The 18,021-nt window shown below is 70.1% G+C and carries 19 protein-coding genes and 1 tRNA gene; 13 read left to right on the top strand and 7 right to left on the bottom strand.

Translation table 11 applies throughout. From position 1 onward, the window contains the following. Positions 1–28 precede the first annotated feature (28 nt). On the top strand, positions 29–163 hold the full coding sequence (locus tag ACI2L1_RS27100; RefSeq protein ID WP_360758008.1) for a hypothetical protein: 135 nt from the start codon (positions 29–31) through the stop codon (positions 161–163). A 21-nt stretch (positions 164–184) separates the two neighbouring features. On the opposite strand, the gene ACI2L1_RS27095 is transcribed toward ACI2L1_RS27100, so the two are convergent. Beyond that, positions 185–634 carry a GNAT family N-acetyltransferase gene (locus ACI2L1_RS27095; RefSeq protein ID WP_404741970.1) on the bottom strand — a complete coding sequence of 150 codons (450 nt, stop codon included), beginning with the start codon at positions 632–634 and terminating at the stop codon, positions 185–187. Between the two features lie 140 nt (positions 635–774). Between ACI2L1_RS27095 and ACI2L1_RS27090 the strand changes: the two genes are divergently transcribed. Beyond that, complete coding sequence (locus tag ACI2L1_RS27090; RefSeq protein ID WP_404741969.1) at positions 775–1,761, top strand: lytic polysaccharide monooxygenase; 987 nt, start codon at positions 775–777, stop codon at positions 1,759–1,761. 56 nt (positions 1,762–1,817) lie between these two features. Here ACI2L1_RS27090 and ACI2L1_RS27085 read toward each other — a convergent pair whose 3' ends face one another. Further along, positions 1,818–2,681, bottom strand: coding sequence for an esterase/lipase family protein (locus ACI2L1_RS27085; RefSeq protein WP_404741968.1), 864 nt, complete (start codon positions 2,679–2,681; stop codon positions 1,818–1,820). A 172-nt stretch (positions 2,682–2,853) separates the two neighbouring features. After that, positions 2,854–3,300, bottom strand: a complete 447-nt coding sequence (locus tag ACI2L1_RS27080) for a MarR family winged helix-turn-helix transcriptional regulator (protein ID WP_404741967.1) — start codon at positions 3,298–3,300, stop codon at positions 2,854–2,856. Between the two features lie 64 nt (positions 3,301–3,364). On the opposite strand from ACI2L1_RS27080, the gene ACI2L1_RS27075 reads away from it, so the two are divergent. Beyond that, on the top strand, positions 3,365–3,739 hold the full coding sequence (locus tag ACI2L1_RS27075) for a cupin domain-containing protein (RefSeq protein ID WP_404742032.1): 375 nt from the start codon (positions 3,365–3,367) through the stop codon (positions 3,737–3,739). A gap of 3 nt (positions 3,740–3,742) precedes the next feature. On the opposite strand, the gene ACI2L1_RS27070 is transcribed toward ACI2L1_RS27075, so the two are convergent. The 3 genes from ACI2L1_RS27070 to upp all read right to left on the bottom strand — a co-directional run bounded on the left by ACI2L1_RS27070 (position 3,743) and on the right by upp (position 9,250). Continuing rightward, a complete protein-coding gene (locus ACI2L1_RS27070; RefSeq protein ID WP_404741966.1) occupies positions 3,743–4,711 on the bottom strand; it encodes a DNA polymerase thumb domain-containing protein in 969 nt (322 codons plus the stop codon). Further along, on the bottom strand, positions 4,708–8,145 hold the full coding sequence (locus ACI2L1_RS27065; RefSeq protein WP_404741965.1) for a DNA polymerase III subunit alpha: 3,438 nt from the start codon (positions 8,143–8,145) through the stop codon (positions 4,708–4,710). The genes ACI2L1_RS27070 and ACI2L1_RS27065 overlap by 4 nt, the downstream gene beginning before the upstream one ends. A gap of 469 nt (positions 8,146–8,614) precedes the next feature. Next, on the bottom strand, positions 8,615–9,250 hold the full coding sequence (gene upp / locus ACI2L1_RS27060; protein ID WP_404741964.1) for a uracil phosphoribosyltransferase: 636 nt from the start codon (positions 9,248–9,250) through the stop codon (positions 8,615–8,617). Between the two features lie 114 nt (positions 9,251–9,364). Between upp and ACI2L1_RS27055 the strand changes: the two genes are divergently transcribed. The 8 genes from ACI2L1_RS27055 (at position 9,365) to ACI2L1_RS27020 (ending at position 13,916) form a co-directional block, all read left to right on the top strand. Next, a complete protein-coding gene (locus ACI2L1_RS27055; protein WP_404742031.1) occupies positions 9,365–9,598 on the top strand; it encodes a hypothetical protein in 234 nt (77 codons plus the stop codon). 326 nt (positions 9,599–9,924) lie between these two features. Further along, on the top strand, positions 9,925–10,461 hold the full coding sequence (locus ACI2L1_RS27050; RefSeq protein ID WP_404742030.1) for a hypothetical protein: 537 nt from the start codon (positions 9,925–9,927) through the stop codon (positions 10,459–10,461). Between the two features lie 59 nt (positions 10,462–10,520). Next, the gene (gene tadA, locus ACI2L1_RS27045) at positions 10,521–10,946 is read left to right on the top strand and encodes a tRNA adenosine(34) deaminase TadA (RefSeq protein ID WP_404741963.1); all 426 of its coding nucleotides are present in this window, start codon (positions 10,521–10,523) and stop codon (positions 10,944–10,946) included. 76 nt (positions 10,947–11,022) lie between these two features. Next, positions 11,023–11,107: transfer RNA gene (locus tag ACI2L1_RS27040), tRNA-Ser, on the top strand. A gap of 105 nt (positions 11,108–11,212) precedes the next feature. Next, positions 11,213–11,389: a hypothetical protein gene (locus tag ACI2L1_RS27035; protein ID WP_404741962.1), complete on the top strand. Its 177-nt coding sequence runs from the start codon at positions 11,213–11,215 to the stop codon at positions 11,387–11,389. A 12-nt stretch (positions 11,390–11,401) separates the two neighbouring features. Continuing rightward, a complete protein-coding gene (locus ACI2L1_RS27030; RefSeq protein ID WP_404741961.1) occupies positions 11,402–11,695 on the top strand; it encodes a Dabb family protein in 294 nt (97 codons plus the stop codon). Between the two features lie 171 nt (positions 11,696–11,866). After that, positions 11,867–12,703: an RNA polymerase sigma factor SigF gene (locus ACI2L1_RS27025; RefSeq protein WP_404741960.1), complete on the top strand. Its 837-nt coding sequence runs from the start codon at positions 11,867–11,869 to the stop codon at positions 12,701–12,703. 328 nt (positions 12,704–13,031) lie between these two features. Then, a complete protein-coding gene (locus ACI2L1_RS27020) occupies positions 13,032–13,916 on the top strand; it encodes an RNA polymerase sigma factor SigF (RefSeq protein ID WP_404741959.1) in 885 nt (294 codons plus the stop codon). 623 nt (positions 13,917–14,539) lie between these two features. Here the strand turns inward: ACI2L1_RS27020 and ACI2L1_RS27015 are convergent. Continuing rightward, positions 14,540–14,743, bottom strand: a complete 204-nt coding sequence (locus tag ACI2L1_RS27015; protein WP_404741958.1) for a hypothetical protein — start codon at positions 14,741–14,743, stop codon at positions 14,540–14,542. 194 nt (positions 14,744–14,937) lie between these two features. Here ACI2L1_RS27015 and ACI2L1_RS27010 point away from each other — a divergent pair, with 194 nt between their 5' ends. Next, complete coding sequence (locus ACI2L1_RS27010; protein WP_404741957.1) at positions 14,938–15,453, top strand: MarR family winged helix-turn-helix transcriptional regulator; 516 nt, start codon at positions 14,938–14,940, stop codon at positions 15,451–15,453. Positions 15,454–15,466: 13 nt separating this feature from the next. Further along, entirely contained in the window at positions 15,467–17,995 is a 2,529-nt protein-coding gene (locus ACI2L1_RS27005) for an MFS transporter (RefSeq protein ID WP_404741956.1), read from the top strand. Positions 17,996–18,021: the final 26 nt, after the last annotated feature.

The raw sequence follows: 18,021 nt of genomic DNA, 5'->3' as shown, positions 1-18,021 counted from the left end.
GAACTCGTAGGCACTGAAGGAGGCAGCCATGCGCCGCACCACCGTGCACAAGCCCCTGAAGAGGACGGACGCCCGCCGGATCCGCGAGGAGGCCGACGAGCGCCCCGCGGGACGACCCGAGGTCCGAAAGGACATCGCCCGCACATGGTGGCCCGACGGCTGACGGCGCCTGCCATGCCCCGTCTCAGACCAGTCGCTTACGGTAGTGGACGCGGTCATGGGGCCCGTCCACTCGTCGTTCCACGACCTCATAGCCGAACTTCGGGTAGATCTTCTGGTTCTCCCACATCATCGCGTTCGTGCAGAGCCTGACCTCGGGCAGTCCTCGCGCACGCGCGTGTGCCTCGACGAACCGCAGCAGCCGTCCGCCCACGCCCTGCCCCTGGGCGTCGGGACGGACGGCGATGTTGTCGAGGTACAGATGGTCCGCGTGCTCCTCGACCACCACGAGCCCGACCACGGGATCCCCCGTGACGAACACCCGCCCCGCGGCCACGTTCGCCGCGTGGTCCCGCTCCATGGGCTGCGGCACCCGCCCGATGCGCTCGATGTAGTGCTCGTACGCCGCGTCGGTCAGGGCCTTGACGGTCGGCACGTCGGCCGCTCCGGCGGGCCGGATCTCCTCGTTCGTCATGCGCGCACGCTACCTACCTGATCTCCGTCTCAGCACTCCCTTAAGAGGGCCATAAAGATCGCCACCGGGCGTCACAAGCCGGCGATTTCAGGGTTTCTTTGATCCGGCACCCATCAGTTCCGCTTCCGAGGAGATCCCCCATGCCCGCACGCCGCAGGACCGCCGCGGTCGCCGCTGTCGGCCTGGCCCCGATCGCCCTGACCGCGCTGGCCTCAGCCCCCGCGTCCGCGCACGGCTCGATGGGCGACCCGGTCAGCAGGGTCTCGCAGTGCTACGCGGAGGGCCCCGAGAGCCCGAGGTCGGACGCGTGCAGGGCGGCGGTCGCGGCCGGCGGCACCCAGGCTCTCTACGACTGGAACGGCATCCGCATCGGCGACGCGAACGGACGGCACCAGGAGCTGATCCCGGACGGCAGGCTGTGCAGCGCGAACAACGACGAGTTCAAGGGCCTCGACCTGGCCCGCGCCGACTGGCCGGCAACGAGCGTGAGCAGTGGGTCGTACACCTTCAAGTACCGCGTGACGGCCCCGCACAAGGGCACCTTCAAGGTGTACGTCACCAAGCCGGGCTACGACCCCGCGCAGCCCCTGGCCTGGGACGACCTGGATCTGTCGAACCCGGTCGCGACGGCCACCGACCCGGTCGCCTCGGGCGGCTTCTACACGTTCTCCGGCACGCTTCCGGAGCGCTCAGGCAAGCAGCTCCTGTACGCAGTCTGGCAGCGCTCGGACAGCCCGGAGGCGTTCTACTCCTGCTCGGACGTGACGTTCGGGGGCGACTCCGGTGCCGCGGCGAGCAGTTCGGCCCCGACGCCGAGCGCTTCCGCGCCCTCCGAGGAGCAGATCGAGGACGGTGCCGGCCAGTCGACGGTCGAGCACCACGGGCACGGCGACGACGACGCGAGTACGTCGGCGGAACCGGTGGCCGAGACGGAGAGCCTCCCTGCCGGCGGCGCCAACGACGTACAGGTGGCGGGCACTTCGCAGAACCTCGCCGAGACGGGCGGCGACGGCAGCACGCCGTATCTCGCGATGGGCGGCGCGGCCACGCTCGCGGCCGGCGCGGCGATCCTGTTCGGCTCGGTGCGGCGGCGCGCGGTGAACGGCGGTGCACGGCACGGCCGTTGACCGCATGGACTCCGGGGCCTGACCGGCGGCTCAGGCCGGACAGGCCCCGGAGGTGCTCAGCTCAGCGCCGACGCGCAGGTGGTGGCGGTGGCGTGCGCCGGGTCGAGCGCGTTGGCCACCTCGTGGAAGGCGATCCGGTCGAACAGTCCGATCGCCGCGTGCTCGGAGAGGTCGAGCGGGCACAGGTCCTGGAGCAGGACGTTGTGGACGCCGGACCCGCTGAGGAACTGGCTCTGGTACGGCGTCACGACCTCGTCGTACTTGGTGGCGAGGACCGTGTACTTGACGCCTGGGACGGTGTCGCCGCCCTCGTTGAGTTTGGTGAGGAAGGCGGAGCCGATGATCTGGTCGGCGAGGGCGGGGGTGTTGGTGGTGAGGAGGTCCCCTACGCCCGGGAAGTAGGGCAGCAGGTTGGTGAGGCCCGACAGGGTGGTGCCGTGGTTGTCGGGGGCGATGCCGACGAGGGCGTTCACCTTGGCGGCGCCGCCGAGGAACCTGAGGTAGTAGCGGGGCATCATCCCGCCCTGCGAGTGGCCGACGAGGTCGGTCTCGGGGGCACCGGTCGCGGCGAGCACCTTGTCGACGAAGGCGCTCAGCTGCTCCGCCGACTTGTCGATGGGGCCGAGGCCGTGGATGAGGGGCACGCCGGACAGTTGGCCGTAGTCGAAGGAGAAGACGCAGTAGTCGCGGTCCTCCAGATAGGGCGCGAGGGCGAGCCAGTTGTCGACGGAGTTGGCGAAGGTGCCGTGGACGAGGACGACGGGGCGGGGGTGGGCGGCGGAGGGTTTGCAGGAGTAGTCGTTCCAGCCCCTGCTCGGGGCGTCGGCCGCCTGGGCGGCTCCGGCGGCGGGGACGACGGCGACCGCGGCGGTCAGCAGCAGGGCGGCGACGGGTCTGAGCACTCGTTTCCAGGGCAGCATCGTGTGATCTCCTTGCGGCTCAAGGGAGTTGCGACGGCCTTACGCCCTGTGATCCGGATCACGAGGATGCTGTTCAATTCGAAAGTTACGGACGAGTAGTGGAATTGTGAAGTTACGCGTCAGTAAAAACTTCCAGTGATAACCGGGTCGGGATGCATCCGCTGATGAACCGTCACCAGGCGGGCCTGATGGGACCATAGGGAGCAATACGTCCCAATACCGCGCACAACACGCGAACTTCACCCTCACCGGCCACATCGACCCAGGCCTGCACGACCTCCGCGGCAGCCTCCTCCGCCGCCCGGGCACAAGCCCACCCCTGCTCGGTCAGCACGACGAGCCGGGCCCGCGCGTCCTCGGGATGCGGTCGCCGCTCGGCGTATCCCTTGCGCACGATCTCGTCGACCAGCTGACTGGCGGCCTGCTTGGTCACCCCGAGATGCCCGGCGAGCTCCGTGACCGTGGCCCCGTCCGGCGCGAGCCGCGTGAACGCGAAGCCGTGGGCGGGGCGCACCCCTTCGAATCCACGGGCGACGACACCGTCGTTGATGCGCCGTGTCAGATCGCTCGCGGTGGAGAGCAGGGCGGCGGCCAGAGAAAGGGCTTCGGAGTTCTGCATGAAGACACTATAGTCAAGCTACTTGCTCAAGTTGCTTGACCATCTGTCGATCACGGAGGCCCGCATGCCCATAGTCCGCTCGTCCGAAGCCGTCACCCACGAGATCCACGGCGCCCGTTTCGTCTCGTACGCCACTCCCCTCACCGGCAGCAGGGAGCTGTGCGCCTGGCGCGGTGAGATCCCGCCCGGGACCAAGGCTCCCGCGCACACGGTCAACCGGGAGGAGATCTTCCACCTGCTCATCGGCGAACTCCTGATCGCCCTCGACGGCACCACCCACCGGATCACCGCGGGCGACACGGTGATCATCAACCCTGGCGCGACCCTGGCCGTCGAGAACCCGACCGATCACACCGCGCTCACCTGGGTCACGACCTCCATCGGTCTGGAGGCGGAACTCGCCGACGGCACCCGCATCACTCCGCCGTGGGCCAACTGACCCCTACGCCGCCAGCGTCCCCGGCATCACCGCGAGCGGCCCGAACCTCGCCCGGGCACGGTCCGCTGCCTCCTCGATACGGCGGAGCTTCTCGTCGGTGGGGTCGAAGGTGAGCTGGTGGGAGGCCTGCTCGGCGGAGTCGAGGCCCTCGGCCCGGAGGGAGATGGAGCGGACCCGGGCCCGCTGGAGGCCCAACGCCTCGTACATGCCGTAGGCCGCCCTGGTCAGGGCCGCCGAGTGGGCGGTGGGTTCGCCGAGGGTGCGGCTGCGGGTGGTCGCGGTGCGGTCGGCGTAGCGCACCGTGAGGGTCAGGGTGCGGCAGACCTTGTCGAGGGCGCGCAGCCGGGCGCCCAGTTCCTCGGTGGCGGAGAGCAGGACGCGGCGGTGCCGACCGGAGTCCAACTCATCACGGGCGAAGGGGCGTTCGGTGGCGAGGGACCGAGCGACACCGTTCGGGACCACCCGGCCGCGGTCCACGCCGTTCGCCTTCTCGTGCAACTCGCGGCCGACCTTGGCGCCGACCAGGCGCTGGAGTGTGGACAGGGGCGCGGCGGCGACCCGGCCCAGGGTGTCGAGGCCGTACTCGCACAGGACGCGGGCGGTCGCGGCACCGACGCCGGGGAGCACGGCGACGGGCCGGTCGGCGAGGAAGTCCGTGACCATGTCCTCGGGAACCGCACAGGTCAGCCCAGGCAGGGCGTCCTTCAGCGCCATACGGGCCAGCATCGGTCCGGGCCCGGCGCCGATCGCGCAGTCGATCCCGTGCAGCGCGAGGGCGCGGACCCGGATCACCGAGGCCAGCTCGACGGCGTCCCGCTTGAAGTAGCGTTCGGCGCCCCGCAGATCGGCCAACGCCCCGTCCGGCGGCAGCGCCTCGACGACGGGCGTGAACTCCTCCAGGAGGCCGAGCAGTTCGGGCAGGGCCGCCTCCCGCGTCGGCGGCAGCTGGAAACGTACACAGAGGATGGTCATCCCGCACTCCCCGGACTCTGGTGCCACAACTTCCGTACCTGTGAAGCCTCTTGACCCGCCGGTCGTAGATCGGCCCACGGATGCAGTTCGTATCCCGTCGGCATTTGGATTCGCCGGCCGCCGGTCGGATCCCCTGCCGCGTCGCCGGTCCGCGCAGGCGTCGGCTCCGCCAACCGCGCCGCCACCGCGTCGAGGCCCTCCCCGTCCCGCAGTTCGACCAGTTCGGCGAGGTTCCAGGCGGCCGCGCCCACCACACTGAGGCTGCGCGGACCGCGCCGCTGCACCACTCCGCGCACCAGCAGCAGCCAGGAGTGGAAGACGGTGTGCGCGCAGGCGTCGTGCGAGTCCTCGAAGAAGGCGAGATCGACCAGGCCGGTGCCGTCGTCGAGGGTGGAGAAGACGACCCGCTTGCCGGACCGGATCGGCGGCGTCTGGGTGGCCGCCTTGGCCCCCGCGACCAGTACGGTCTCACCGTGCCGCGCCTCCCGCAGCCGCCGCGCGCTGACCACGCCCAACTCCCGCAGGAACTCCTGGTGGTCGTCCATCAGATTGCGCGAGACGTCCATCGACAGCACGCCCAGCTCGGCGCTGAGCCGCTCCACGGAGGAGAGATCCGGCAACCCGGCCGGGGCGGTCTTCCGCCCACCGGCCAGGGGGAGTTGACCACCGCCCGCACCCCGCCCGCCCCGGTGCAGCTCGGTCAGGTGCAGTTGCAGATCCCGCCGGTTGGCGCCGAAGGAGTCCAACGCCCCTACTTGGGCAAGCCTTTGGGCCAGGGGCCGACTCGGCCGCGCCCGCTCCCAGAAGTCCAGCAGTGAGGCGTACGGCTGCCCCTGAGCGATCCGCTCCGCCTCGGCCTCGCTGATGCCGTGCACGTCGGAGAGGGCGAGTCGCAGGCCCCACACCGAAGGATTATCAGACACCAGTTCGATCCGATGTGCGACCCCCGACCCGTTCACGTCCAACGGCAGGATCGGCACCCCGCGCCGCCGTGCGTCCGCCAGCAGCAGCCGCTTCGGGTACATCCCGGGATCGTGCGTGAGCAGCCCGGCGTAAAAAGCAGCAGGATGGTGCGCCTTCAGCCACGCCGACTGGTACGTCGGTACGGCGAAGGCGACCGCGTGCGCCTTGCAGAAGCCGTACGACCCGAAGGCCTCGATGATCTCCCAGGTCCGCTGAATCGTTTCCGCGTCATAGCCGTTCGCCGCCGCGTGCTGCGCGAACCAGAACCGGATCCGCCCCTGCGACTCCGGATCGGACAGCCCGCGCCGCACCCGGTCCGCCTCGCCGCGCCCGCACCCGGTCATGATGTCGACGATGTCGATGATCTGCTCGTGGAAGACGACGACCCCGTACGTCTCCCTCAGCGGCCGCTCCAGGTCCCGGTGCGGATACCGGACGGGCGCCCGCCCGTGCCGCGCCTCGATGAACGGCCGCACCATGTCGGCGGCGACCGGCCCCGGCCGGAAGAGCGAGATGTCGACGACGAGGTCGTGGAAGGTCGCCGGCTGCAGCCGCCCGACCAGGTCCCGCTGGCCCGGCGACTCGATCTGGAAGCAGCCCAACGTCTCGGTGGAACGGATGAGTTGATACGTCGCCGGGTCGCCCGGCGGTACGGCGTCCAGGTCGACCCGCTCCCCCGTCGCCCGCTCCACCTCCGCGACCGCGTGCGCCATCGCCGACTGCATCCGCACGCCCAGCACGTCGAGCTTGAGCAGCCCGAGATCCTCGACGTCCTCCTTGTCGAACTGCGACATGGGCAGCCCCTCGCCACTGGTCGGCACGACCGGCGTACGACGGAGCAGGGAGGCGTCGGAGAGCAGCACCCCGCACGGATGCATGGCGATTCCGCGCGGAAGGGCGTCGAGCGCCTCGACCAGCTCCCACAACCTCCCGTACCGCGCCCCTTCCCGCCGGAGCTCCCCTGCCAGCGCCTTGAGTTCGGGCAGCTCCTCCAGCGCCGCGCGGGCGTCCCGCGCCCGGATGTGCGGGAAGGACTTGGCGATACGGTCGATGTCGGCGGGGTCCATCGACAGCGCCGCACCGACGTCCCGGACCGCGTGCCGCACCCGGTACGTCTCCGGCATCGCGACCGTCGCGACCCGCTCGGTGCCGAACCGGCCGATGATCGCCCGGTAGACCTCCAGGCGGCGTGCGGACTCCACGTCGATGTCGATGTCGGGCAGCACGAGCCGTCGCTTGGACAGGAACCGCTCCATCAGCAGCCCGTGTTCGAGGGGATCGGCGTGGGCGATCCCGAGAAGGTGGTTGACGAGCGAGCCCGCACCGGAGCCACGGGCGGCCACCCGGATTCCCATGTCCCGCACGTCGTCGACGACCTGAGCGACCGTCAGGAAGTAGGAGGCGAAACCGTGATGGGCGATGATGTCGAGTTCCTGATGCATCCGATCCCAGTAACTCCGCCTCCCCGCATACCCCTTCACCGCCATCCCCGCCGCCGCCCGTGAGGCCAGCGCCCGCTGAGCGGTGCGCCGGCCCGCGCCGACGAGATGCGGCTCGGGGAAGTGAACGGTGCCGATGCCGAGGTCGTCCTCGGGATCGACCAGGCACTCGGCGGCCGTCACCTGTGTCTGCTCCATCAGCCGGTACGCGGTGTCCCGCCGGAAACCCGCGGCTTCGACGATCCGCTCGGCGGCCCCCAGCATGGCGCCCGGGTCCTTGAGCCAGGCCTCGCCCGAGTCCAGTTCCTCGATGGCACCGACCGGCACGAGCCGCCGGGCGGAGTCCAGCACATCGGCGACCGGCCCGAGCCCGGCGTCGGCGTACCGGACGGCGTTGCCGAGCACGGGCCGGACCCGCTGCTCGGCGGCGAAGCCGACGGTACGGGCGGCCAGCCGCAGCGAGCCCGGTCCGGTGCCCTTGCGCCCGTGCCAGACCGCTTCGAGCCGCAGGGCGTCGCCGTAGGTCTCCCGCCAGGGAACAAGCAGCCGGGCGGCCCGGTCGGGACGGCCGGCGGCGAGGGCGCGGCCGACATCGGAGGCGGGCCCGAGCAGCACGGTCAGGCCGTCCCCCCGGTTCTCGGCCCGGGCCAGCAGCGGCGCGCCTTGCCCCGTGTGCGCCGCCGTGACGAGTCGGCACAGGTCGGCCCAGCCCCGGGCGCCGTCCCGGGCGAGGAAGGTGACCCGGGGTGTCGACTCATCGATGAAGGCACCGCCCCGCACGGGAGCACGGCGCCGCTCCTGTCGTACGGGCTCGGCCTCCTCCACCGCCAGCCCCACTCCGAACAACGGCCGCACCCCCGCCTTCGCACAGGCCTTGGCGAACCGGACCGCACCCGCGAGGGTGTCCCGGTCGGTGAGGGCGAGGGCGTCCATGCCCCGCTCGGAGGCGCGCTCGGCGAGATGCTCCGGGTGCGAGGCGCCGTAGCGCAGGGAGAACCCGGAGACGGTGTGCAGATGGGTGAAGCCGGTCATCCGCACCTCCCGCTCTCGAACATCAGTTCCCTACTGCCTCAGCACCACCATACCCCCATCTTCGAACTCTTGTACGATAGCCATTCGAACGCCTCCCACCTGCGGAAACGCTCGCTTGCGGGTCGGGTTGTCGGGCGGCTGCGGCCCGGTGGGGGCTGGTCGCGCAGTTCCCCGCGCCCCTGGGGTGGGGACGGTGGACGCACCTTTAGCCGCGTACGGCGCGCAGGGGACGGGGTGGGGGGTGTCCGCCCGCAGCGGCCGGCGTCCGTTACAGAGCACTGTTGAAGCAACAGCACCCGCCGGACCGAGGACGGACACCCCCCACCCCGTCCCCGACCCACAACCCACCCGCACGCGCTACACAAACCCCACCAAACCGAAACAGGCCGCCGCAGGCATTCAGGGGCGCGGGGAACTGCGCAAAACGGCCCCCCCCCCCCCCCCCGCACAGGCCGCAGCAGGGGCAGTGCTACTCAGCCGCGCCGTACAGACGGTCGCCCGCGTCGCCGAGGCCCGGAACGATGTAGCCGTGCTCGTTCAGATGGTCGTCGACCGCCGCCGTGACCACCGTCACCGGCGTCCCGGCCAGCTCCCGCTCCATGATCTCCACGCCCTCGGGCGCGGCAAGCAGCACCACCGCGGTCACATCGTCCGCGCCGCGCCTGATGAGCTCCCGGATCGCCGCGACCAGGGTGCCGCCCGTCGCGAGCATCGGATCGAGGACGTACACCTGCCGCCCCGAGAGATCCTCCGGCATACGCGCGGCGTACGTGGTGGCCTGCAGCGTCTGCTCATCGCGGATCATGCCGAGGAAACCCACCTCGGCGGTCGGCAGCAACCGGACCATGCCGTCGAGCATGCCGAGCCCGGCGCGCAGGATCGGCACCACCAGCGGCCGCGGGTGGGACAGCTTCACACCGGTCGTGGAGGCGACCGGGGTCCGGATGTCGACCGCCTCGGTACGTACGTCCCGCGTGGCCTCGTAGGCGAGCAGGGTGACCAGCTCATCGGCGAGACGACGGAAGGTCGCGGAGTCGGTGCGCTGGTCGCGCAGCGTGGTGAGCTTGTGGGCGACCAGCGGGTGGTCGACGACGTGGAGACGCATGTGCACAACAGTAGCCGGGCCCACCGCACCGCTCGCGCTGGCGTCAAACCGCCCGACCGGGGGAAAGTGGGAGGGACGGACTGGGGTGGTGAACCGATGCCTGACCTTCCTGACCTGCCTGAGCGCGATACCGACCAGGACCCGTCACAGCGCGAGCCCTCGGCACGAGACCTGAGCGAGCCCTCGCCGCGAGACCCGCGGGAGAGCGAAGCCGACCGCCGCCGCCGTCGCGCCCAGTTCCTGCGCGACCTCGCGGAAGCCCGTGAACTGCGCGACCGGGTGCAGCCGCGCCGCGCGAAGGTCGCCCGGCTGCGGCACGCGATGCGCATGCGGACCTTCCGTTGGTGAGGAGAGACCACGCGCCCCGAAGGGGTCCAGGGAGTGGTGCGGAACACCCCGGCGGTGCGCTGAACAGGTGGCCGTGCGAAGGCGCTTGGAAAAGCCGCGTACGATCCCGCTCGTGGCGGCAACGAGTGCGCTGGTGAGTCCTTCGCCGATGTGCCGATGCATGTGCGATCAAAACCACCGGACACAGGGTGCCGAAGACGTCCCCTGAACGCCTTGTTTCTGCCACGATTCCGAGTGGGTGGGGCTCGGAGCCGAGCTCTCCCCGCCCGCAACCTCCGCCGGGGGGACCGCCAACCGGCACGCCTATGACCAGTGGGAGAGTCACGGTGTACTTCGCCGCACTGCTCGCGCGCACCGAAGACGGGTGGGAAGCGAGCGACACAGAGCTCGACGATGTGGAGACCCTGTCGGATCTGGCCGACCTCGCCAGGGAAGCCTCGGCCGAGGACGACACGGTGCTCGTACTGATCGAGCAGGAGGACGCCTGGTTCGGGGTCGTCCGCATCGACGGCGAGGAAGACCCTCGCATCTATGTCTCCGACGCCGCCGCCGCTGCCCGCAGCTCGTACGGCGAGATCCTGCTCACCGACGAACTGCTCGGAAGGGAGCCCGGCGACGACGACGCCGACCTGGAGTCCCTGGACCTCGACGGGACCGAGGACGGTGAGGACGAGGAGGAGGACGACGACGCCGAGAGCGGCGGCGGCTCCGCCGAGGCCGTACCGCACGGTCCGGTCGGCGATCCCGCGGTCCTCGACGACCTGGGCGTCAGCGAGAAGGAGCTGAAGACCCTGTCGCAGGACGCGGTCAGCGAGATCGCCGAGGCCCTGGGCGCCTCGGAGGTCCTGGAGACCGTCCGCTGACCGCACCGACCCCTCAGGAAAGCACCCCCGACCCGGTACGCGACCGCTGGCGGGCCGCGATGCGGCTCGCCCTGGCCGAGGCCGGCAGGGCCGGCGCTGACGTGCCTGTGGGCGCCGTCGTCCTGTCCCCGGACGGTACGACCGTGCTCGCGGCCGGCCACAACGAACGCGAGGCCACCGGCGATCCGACGGCCCACGCGGAGGTCCTCGCGATCCGCCGGGCCGCCGCGGAGGCCGGCGAGTGGCGGCTGACGGGCTGCACGCTCGTCGTCACCCTCGAACCCTGCACGATGTGCGCGGGCGCGATCGTGCAGTCCCGGGTGGACCGGGTCGTCTACGGCGCCCGGGACGAGAAGGCGGGCGCGGCCGGCTCCCTGTGGGACGTCGTCCGCGACCGGCGGCTCAACCACAGGCCCGAGGTGGTCGAGGGCGTCCTCGCGGAGGAATGCGCCCGGCTGCTCACGGAGTTCTTCCGGGACCGCTGAAGGAGCCGCGACCGGGCCCACCGACGACCGATTACCGATTTCAAAGCACGCCCCACCTTGCTGTAAGGTCTCCCTCGGTAGCGTGTCCGAGCGGCCGAAGGAGCTCGCCTCGAAAGCGAGTGTGGCGCAAGTCACCGAGGGTTCAAATCCCTCCGCTACCGCTTGAGAAGGGCCCCGTCGAGAGACGGGGCCCTTCATGCATGGTGATCACCCCGGTTACACTCGCGCCCCAGAAGGAACAGCAGCACCAAGCGGGGGAGGCCGCAGTGGCGGTGAACGGAAAGAAGATCGCCGTCTATGTACTCGTGGTCTTCGTGCTCTACGTGGTGATCACGGACCCCAAGACGGCGGCCGGCTACGTGCAGATAGGGTTCGAGGGCATATCAGACGCCGCCAAGGCCATCGGCGACTTCTTCACATGGCTCGCCGACGGGGCGCACTAGCTGGGAGCGCAGATGATCCGCCACCTCGTCCTCTTCAAGCTCAACGAGGGCGTCGAGCGCGACGACCCGCGGGTCGTGGAGGGCGTCGAGGCCTTCCGCTCGCTGGACGGCAAGATCCCCGAGATCCGTTTCTGGGAGCTGGGCTGGAACCTCAGCGACCGCCCCATCGCCTACGACTTCGCCATCAACTCCGGCTTCGACGACCCGGCCGCACTGCGGACGTACGTCGAGCACCCGGAGCACCAGGCGGGCGTGGCGCTGTGGAAGGAGTTCGCGACCTGGGTGATCGCGGACTACGCGTACTGAGCCCGCTCACTCCGAAGCCTCCCGCCGGCAACGACGGGAGGCTTTCCCGCGTCTTGCGCCCCAACTTGCCCCTCAACACGGCGTAACCCAAGGTTATGCGGTGCTTGCACACAGTGCACATGTCTTGTGATGCTATGACCGCTTTTGACGGATGAGTTGACCAACGAAGAGGTGGCGTTGACCTTGTCGGCCAGTACTGCGCCTCCCCAGGAAGCCACCGAACCGGCGCCGGCCGCGCCCCGTAGCCGCGGCGCCGACACCCGAGCGCTCACCCAGGTGCTCTTCGGCCAGCTGAAGGGGCTCAAGGCGGGCACGCCGGAGCACAACCGGGTGCGGACGGCGCTCATCGAGGCCAACCTTCCGCTCGTGCGCTACGCGGCCTCTCGCTTCCGCTCCCGCAACGAGCCGATGGAGGACGTGATCCAGGTCGGCACCATCGGACTCATCAACGCGATCGACCGCTTCGACCCGGACCGCGGTGTGCAGTTCCCGACCTTCGCGATGCCGACCGTCGTCGGCGAGATCAAGCGGTACTTCCGCGACAACGTCCGCACGGTCCATGTCCCGCGCCGCCTGCACGAGCTGTGGGTACAGGTCAACGGCGCGACCGAGGACCTGACGACCGCCTTCGGACGCACCCCGACGACCGCCGAGATCGCCGAGCGGCTGCGCATCGGCGAGGACGAGGTGCTGTCCTGCATCGAGGCCGGGCGGTCGTACCACGCCACCTCGCTCGAGGCGGCCCAGGAGGGCGACGGACTGCCGGGCCTGCTGGACCGGCTCGGCTACGAGGATCCCGCCCTGGACGGTGTGGAGCACCGGGACCTGGTCCGCCACCTACTGGTCCAACTCCCCGAGCGGGAGCAGAGAATCCTTCTCCTGCGCTACTACAGCAACCTCACCCAGTCACAAATCAGCGCGGAACTCGGGGTCTCGCAGATGCACGTTTCGAGGCTACTCGCGCGTAGCTTCCAACGGCTGCGGTCCGCCAATCGGATCGACGCATAGCCGACTGCGGATAGCCGATGCATAAGGGGCGCACGGTCGCACGTTCCGGAACACCGCAGTTCGCAAGCACTATCGAGACGTAACCGGCGCGAGCGAATCGCTCACCAGCGCCGTTCCCGACACTTCTATGCCGAAAAACCGTCAGACCCCCTTTATCCAGGGCGGATTCGAGTCTCACATGTCGACATGTCACTACAGCGTGTTGCCGACATGTGACATTCTGCCGGAAGCGCGTTTGCCGTGGCTTCGGCTCCGGTATTCAGGTGAAGGCGAACGTTCCACCCGCGGAACGTTCGCCGCGACCGTCCCGCGACCCAAAGGGGGTGGCATGTCCGCAGACCAGGGCAGCTCGAAGGTGCTCACGCTCACAAAGAGCGAGGCTGCGCCCGCGCTCATCGACGTCCCGGCTGTCGAGGCCGCGCCGGCCCTGCCTCCCCCGACTGTGTCCGGGGCCATCGACACCCGCACCCTGTCCCGCTCCCTCTTCCTGCGGCTCGCCGCACTCGACGAGAACAGCCCCGAACGCGCGTACGTCCGGGACACCCTCATCGAGCTCAACCTCCCGCTGGTGCGGTACGCGGCGGCGCGCTTCCGCTCGCGCAACGAGCCGATGGAGGACATCGTCCAGGTCGGCACCATCGGGCTGATCAAGGCGATCGACCGCTTCGACTGCGAACGGGGCGTGGAGTTCCCGACATTCGCGATGCCGACGGTCGTGGGCGAGATCAAGCGCTTCTTCCGCGACACGTCCTGGTCGGTGCGCGTCCCGCGCCGCCTCCAGGAACTGCGCCTGGCCCTCACCAAGGCCAGCGACGAGCTCTCCCAGAAGCTGGACCGCTCCCCGACGGTCGCCGAACTCGCCTCCGTGCTGGGCGTGTCCGAGGAGGACGTCGTCGACGGCCTCGCGGTCGGCAACGCCTACACCGCGTCCTCGCTGGACTCTCCGGCCCCGGAGGACGACGGCGGCGAGGGTTCCCTCGCGGACCGCCTCGGCTACGAGGACACGGCGCTGGAGGGCGTGGAGTACCGGGAGTCCCTGAAGCCGCTGCTGGCCAAACTCCCGCCCCGTGAGCGGCAGATCATCATGCTGCGCTTCTTCGCCAACATGACCCAGTCACAGATCGGCGAGGAGGTCGGCATCTCCCAGATGCACGTCTCACGCCTGCTGACCCGAACCCTGGCACAGCTCCGGGAAGGCCTCATCTCAGACTGAGGGCACGCCCTCTGCCATCGGATGTGCCGGGTTCAGTTGTCGGGCGACTGCGCGTCCGCTCAGGTCGCGCAGTTCCCCGCGGACAGCTAGCGCTGGGCTCGGGCCGGGCGCCTATTGATGTGCCTCGCTGTGACGACTGGCGGCTGCGGGTCCGCTGTGGCTGGTCGCGCAGTTCCCCGCGCCCCTAGGGGGTTGCAGGCGGCCTGCGCCACGACGGGACCGCCAACCACCAAGCGCGCCACCACGGGCCGTTCGCCACCCCGCGCGCCACGAAGGACGTCAGCCACCCCGCGCGCCACCACGAGCCGTTCGCCGCCCCGCGCGCCACGACGGGCCGTTCGCCGCGTACGGCGCGAAGGGGACGGGGTGGGGGGTGTCCGCCCGCAGCGGCCGGCGTCCGTCACAGGGCACAGCCAAAGCAACAGCAACCGCCGGACCGAGGACGGACACCCCCCACCCCCGCCCCCCCCCCCCCCCCCAACCCCCCCCCCCCCCCCGGCCCCGACCCACCCACCAAACCGCACGCGCTACACACGCCCCCACCGGAGCCGCACAGGCCGCCGCAGGCATTCAGGGGCGCGGGGAACTGCGCAAAACGCCCGCCCCCACCCCACCCGCACCGACTACTTCAGCGCCAGCCAAGCCACCGCCGCGACGATCGCCACCACGACCACCACACCGATGATGAGACCGACACGCGGACCACCCGAAGAGGCAGGCGCAGTCTGCTGCTGGCGGCCCTGCGGGCCCTCGTCGACGAACGCGCGGAACATCTGGGTGCTGCCGGCGGGGTCGTAGTTGCCCTGGGGGCCCTGGTTATCAGCCATGCCCAGAGACCCTAGCGAACCAGGGCGTGGGGCCCAAGTGCGGGGCTCACGAGGATGGCACCGGCCCCACATGCGGATTCACGTTCGCAACACTTGCCTTTACCAAGTTTTTATACCACCCTCACACCGTTTTATTTGCCTGTAGCAACCAACGGCTCTATGGTTGCCCCAAGCAACGAATACGTGGAGGTGTGATGGCCGAGCAGACGCGATACGAGGAGCTGATCCGCCAGTTCAGCGCCTTCGGAGCCGTGAAGAGGGAGGTCGGACGGATGATGCCGTCCGAGTGCCCCAGCGGCTCCGCCGCCGTACTGATCCTGCTCGAACGTCACGGAGACATGCGCATGAGCAAGCTCTCCGAGCTGCTCGCCGTGGACATGTCGGTCACCAGCCGCCATGTCGCGCACATCGCCGAGCGCGGCTGGATCGTGCGCTCCCCCGACCCGGCGGACAAGCGCTCACGCATCCTCCGCCTGACACCGGCCGGCCGTGCGCTGCTCGACCAGCTCTCCCGGCGCACCTGCCAGATGCTCGCCGAGCGGCTGAGCGACTGGAGCGACGCCGAGGTGGCCCAGCTGACCGCGCTGATGGCCCGGCTGCGGGCAAGTTTCGACGACACACGCGCGCACGGCCCCGAACTCCGGCCTCCCGCACCCCCCGCACCCCTCGTACTCGAACAGACCACCCGCACACCCGCGACCACCACATAGGAGAAGGAAGCCCATGGCTACGACCACACCACCCGGTGTGCGGGCTCACGCCAAGCACGGGGGAGGCTCCGCCGCCGAGTACGCCCCGATGACGCACCGGCAGATCATGGAGGCCATCTCCGGCCTGCTGCTCGGCATGTTCGTGGCGATCCTGTCGTCCACGATCGTCACCAACGCGCTCCCGCACATCATCAGCGACCTCGGCGGCGGCCAGTCCGCCTACACCTGGGTCGTCACCGCCGCCCTGCTGTCGATGACCGCGGCCACTCCCCTGTGGGGCAAGCTCGCCGACCTGTACAGCAAGAAGGCTCTCGTCCAGATAGCCCTGGTCATCTACGTCCTGGGCTCCGCGGCCGCCGGTCTCTCGCAGAACGCCGGCATGCTGATCGCCTGCCGTGTCGTCCAGGGCATCGGCGTCGGCGGTCTGTCGGCACTCGCCCAGATCGTCATGGCGGCGATGATCTCCCCGCGTGAGCGCGGCCGCTACTCCGGCTACCTCGGCGCGACCTTCGCCGTCGCGACCGTCGGCGGCCCGCTGCTCGGCGGTGTCATCACCGACACGAGCTGGCTGGGCTGGCGCTGGTGCTTCTACGTCGGTGTCCCCTTCGCCGTCATCGCGCTGATCGTGCTGCAGAAGACCCTGCACCTGCCCGTCGTGAAGCGGGACGTCAAGGTCGACTGGTCCGGCGCGTTCTTCATCGCCGCCGCCGTCTCGCTGCTGCTGGTCTGGGTCACCTTCGCGGGTGACAAGTACGACTGGATCTCCTGGCAGACGTACGCGATGGTCGGCGGTTCGATCGCCCTCGGTCTGCTCTTCGTACTGATCGAGTCCAAGGCGCGCGAGCCGATCATCCCGCTGCGCCTGTTCCGCAACCGCACCATCACCCTCGCGTCGCTGGCCTCGATGTTCGTCGGTGTCGCGATGTTCACCGGCACCGTGTTCTTCAGCCAGTACTTCCAGCTGGCCCGCGACAAGTCCCCGACGATGTCGGGTGTGATGACCATCCCGATGATCGGCGGACTGTTCATCTCCTCCACCGTCTCCGGGCAGTTCATCACCCGTACCGGACGCTGGAAGGCGTGGCTGGTCAGCGGTGGCGTGCTCGTCACGGCCGGTCTCGGACTGCTCGGCACCATCCGGTACGACACGGACTACTGGAAGATGTCGATCTTCATGGCCCTTCTGGGTCTCGGCATCGGCATGATGATGCAGAACCTGGTGCTGTGCACACAGAACCAGGTCGACCCGTCCGACCTCGGCTCGGCCAGCTCCACGGTCACCTTCTTCCGGTCCCTGGGTGGCGCCGTCGGCGTCTCCGCGCTCGGCGCGGTCATGTCCCACCGGATCACGCACTACGTGTCGGACGGTATCGCCGCCCTCGACCCCAAGTACCAGGCCGCCCTTGCCGGTTCGGGTTCCTCCACCGACAGCATCCCGGACCTGAGCAAGCTGCCGGCCCCGGTGCGCACCCTCATGGAGAGCTCCTACGGCCACGGCATCGCCGACGTGTTCCTGATCGCCGGCGCCCTCGCGGCCGTAGCGTTCCTGATCACCCTGTTCATCAAGGAGGTCCCGTTGCGGACCAAGGGCGCGCTGGCACAGGCCGCCACGGAGGAGGCCCCGGCCGGCGCCGAGACCCCGGCCGCCGAGCAGGTTCCGAGCTGGGCGGTGTCGTCTTCTTCCGCCTCCGACACGGAGGTCACCGACGACGGCACGGGTACGCAGCGGCTGTCCGCCGTGGCCACCCTGGCCCGTCCGGAGGCATCCGGTGAGGGCTCCGGCGGCATCCCGGTCCGCGGCTTCGTGCGCGGCAACGAGAGCGCGCCGGTCCCGCAGGCCGCGGTCACGCTGATCTCGCTGGCGGGACGGCAGCTGGGCCGGTCGGTCACCCAGGCCGACGGCTCCTACGCGGTCGAGGCGCCGAGCGTCGGGTCGTACGTCCTGATCGCCTCCGCGGACGGGTTCCAGCCGCAGGCGTCCACGGTGCTCGTGCACGGCGAGCCGGTGGCGTACGACGTCCTCCTCAGCGGCACCAGCGGGCTGAACGGGCTCGTGCGGGCCGCGCAGAGCGGGGAGCCGGTCAAGGACGCGATGGTGATCGTCACCGATGTGCGGGGCGATCTGCTGGCCACCGGGACCACCGGTGAGCAGGGCGAGTTCGCGTTCGGCGAGCTGGTGCCGGGTGCCGTGACCGTCGCGGTGAACGCCGCCGGGTTCCGGCCGCGCGCGCTGCCCGTCGAGGTCGGCGGCACCGGAGTCACCCGGATCGAGGTCGACCTCGACTCGGGGGTCCGCCTCCAGGGTGTGGTACGGGCACCGCACGGTCCGCTGGCCGACGCACGGGTCACCCTCGTGGACGCGGCGGGCAACGTGGTCGGCACCGCCACCACCGGGGCGGACGGGGCGTACGCCTTCACCGACCTGGACGGCGGCGAGTACACGGTCATCGCGACGGGCTACCCGCCGCAGGCCACGGCCCTGACGGTGAACGGCCCCGCGGTCGACGGTCACGACATCGAACTCGCCCACCCCGGCGAGTAGTTCAGAACCCCGGCCCGTGGTGGGGA

The organism is Streptomyces sp. NPDC019531, from assembly GCF_044903305.1.
In the GTDB taxonomy this organism is placed as follows: domain Bacteria; phylum Actinomycetota; class Actinomycetes; order Streptomycetales; family Streptomycetaceae; genus Streptomyces.
This window is presented reverse-complemented; position numbering and strand designations above follow the sequence as displayed.